This is a genomic window from Polaromonas vacuolata, from assembly GCF_012584515.1.
GTDB lineage: Bacteria > Pseudomonadota > Gammaproteobacteria > Burkholderiales > Burkholderiaceae_C > Polaromonas > Polaromonas vacuolata.
Map to the genome: position 1 here is coordinate 467,501 of NZ_CP051461.1, position 2,500 is coordinate 470,000.

Below are 2,500 nucleotides of genomic sequence, written 5' to 3' on the forward strand. Positions count from 1 at the left end.
GACAAGTCGCGAGGATGCTTTGTATTGATTGATTCATTTCAATTATTGGCTGTTCTTTAAAAATTTATAGAGTTAAATTAGCGTCGTTAGCGGAAACTGCACATTCGTAAAGGTTTAGTGCAGACCGTGCCGCTAGCGACATAGTAGTAAATAATTTTTTGATTGCGTCAAAAGAAACTTTTAATTTCGATAGTAATTTATTGAATAATTGGAAGATACGGCATAACGCGTGTGGTGTAAGACCACACAATCATTCCTTGAAGATAGCTTATGAGAAATCAAAGTTATAGGGTCAAGCGAATAAGAGCATATGGTGGATGCCTAGGCAATGATAGGCGACGAAAGACGTGATAGCCTGCGATAAGCTTCGGGGAGCTGGCAAATTAGCTTTGATCCGGAGATTTCTGAATGGGGAAACCCACCCTTCGGGGTAACGCTGACTGAATACATAGGTCTGCGTGGCGAACCGGGTGAACTGAAACATCTCAGTAGCTCGAGGAAAAGACATCAACCGAGATTCCGAGAGTAGTGGCGAGCGAAATCGGAAGAGCCTGCAAGTAATAGCAAGAGTGTTAGCAAAGCAGCATGGAAAGGCTGACCATAGTGGGTGATAGTCCCGTATGCAAAAACACACTTGTGGTACTAAGCTTGCGAGAAGTAGGGCGGGACACGTGAAATCCTGTCTGAATATGGGGGGACCATCCTCCAAGGCTAAATACTCATCATTGACCGATAGTGAACTAGTACCGTGAGGGAAAGGCGAAAAGAACCCCGGGAGGGGAGTGAAATAGATCCTGAAACCGTATGCTTACAAAAAGTAGGAGCCTGGAAACGGGTGACTGCGTACCTTTTGTATAATGGGTCAGCGACTTACATTCAGTGGCAAGGTTAACCGAATAGGGAAGCCGTAGAGAAATCGAGTCCGAATAGGGCGACAGTCGCTGGGTGTAGACCCGAAACCAAGTGAGCTATCCATGGCCAGGATGAAGGTGCGGTAACACGCACTGGAGGTCCGAACCGACTAGTGTTGCAAAACTAGCGGATGAGCTGTGGATAGGGGTGAAAGGCTAAACAAACTTGGAAATAGCTGGTTCTCTCCGAAAACTATTTAGGTAGTGCCTCAAGTATTACCATCGGGGGTAGAGCACTGTTTTGGCTAGGGGGTCATGGCGACTTACCAAACCAAGGCAAACTCCGAATACCGATGAGTACAGCTTGGGAGACAGAGCACCGGGTGCTAACGTCCGGACTCAAGAGGGAAACAACCCAGACCGCCAGCTAAGGTCCCTAAAATTGGCTAAGTGGGAAACGAAGTGGGAAGGCTATAACAGTCAGGATGTTGGCTTAGAAGCAGCCATCATTTAAAGAAAGCGTAATAGCTCACTGATCGAGTCGTCCTGCGCGGAAGATGTAACGGGGCTAAGCCAGTTACCGAAGCTGCGGATGTGCAATTTATTTGTACGTGGTAGGAGAGCGTTCTGTAAGCCTGTGAAGGTGGTGGTGTAAACCCTGCTGGAGGTATCAGAAGTGCGAATGCTGACATGAGTAGCGTTAAAGGGGGTGAAAAGCCCCCTCGCCGTAAGCGCAAGGTTTTCTACGCAACGTTCATCGGCGTAGAGTGAGTCGGCCCCTAAGGCGAGGCAGAGATGCGTAGCTGATGGGAAACAGGTCAATATTCCTGTACCGATGTGTAGTGCGATGTGGGGACGGAGAAGGTTAGCTCAGCCAACTGTTGGATATGTTGGTTCAAGCCTGTAGTCGTGCCTGGTAGGAAAATCCGCCGGGCTTAGATGAGGGGTGATAACGAGTGTGCTTGCACACGAAGTGAGTGATACCCTGCTTCCAGGAAAAGCCACTAAGCTTCAGCTACACACGACCGTACCGCAAACCGACACTGGTGCGCGAGATGAGTATTCTAAGGCGCTTGAGAGAACTCAGGAGAAGGAACTCGGCAAATTGACACCGTAACTTCGGAAGAAGGTGTGCCTTTGGTAGGTGAACCATTTACTTGGGGAGCCGAGAAAGGCTGCAAAAAATCGGTGGCTGCAACTGTTTATTAAAAACACAGCACTCTGCTAAGACGAAAGTCGACGTATAGGGTGTGACGCCTGCCCGGTGCTGGAAGATTAAATGATGGGGTGCAAGCTCTTGATTGAAGTCCCAGTAAACGGCGGCCGTAACTATAACGGTCCTAAGGTAGCGAAATTCCTTGTCGGGTAAGTTCCGACCTGCACGAATGGCGTAATGATGGCCACACTGTCTCCTCCTGAGACTCAGCGAAGTTGAAATGTTTGTGATGATGCAATCTCCCCGCGGAAAGACGGAAAGACCCCATGAACCTTTACTGTAGCTTTGTATTGGATTTTGAACAGACCTGTGTAGGATAGGTGGGAGGCTTTGAAGCCGGGACGCTAGTTTCGGTGGAGCCAACGTTGAAATACCACCCTGGTGTGTTTGAGGTTCTAACCTAGGTCCATTATCTGGATCGGGGACAGTGCAT

The 2,500-nt window shown here is 48.6% G+C and carries 1 rRNA gene (only partly in view); it reads left to right on the forward strand.

The features are described from left to right. Positions 1-290 precede the first annotated feature (290 nt). Positions 291-2,500 (forward strand): 23S ribosomal RNA (locus HC248_RS02305); it runs 670 nt beyond the window's last position.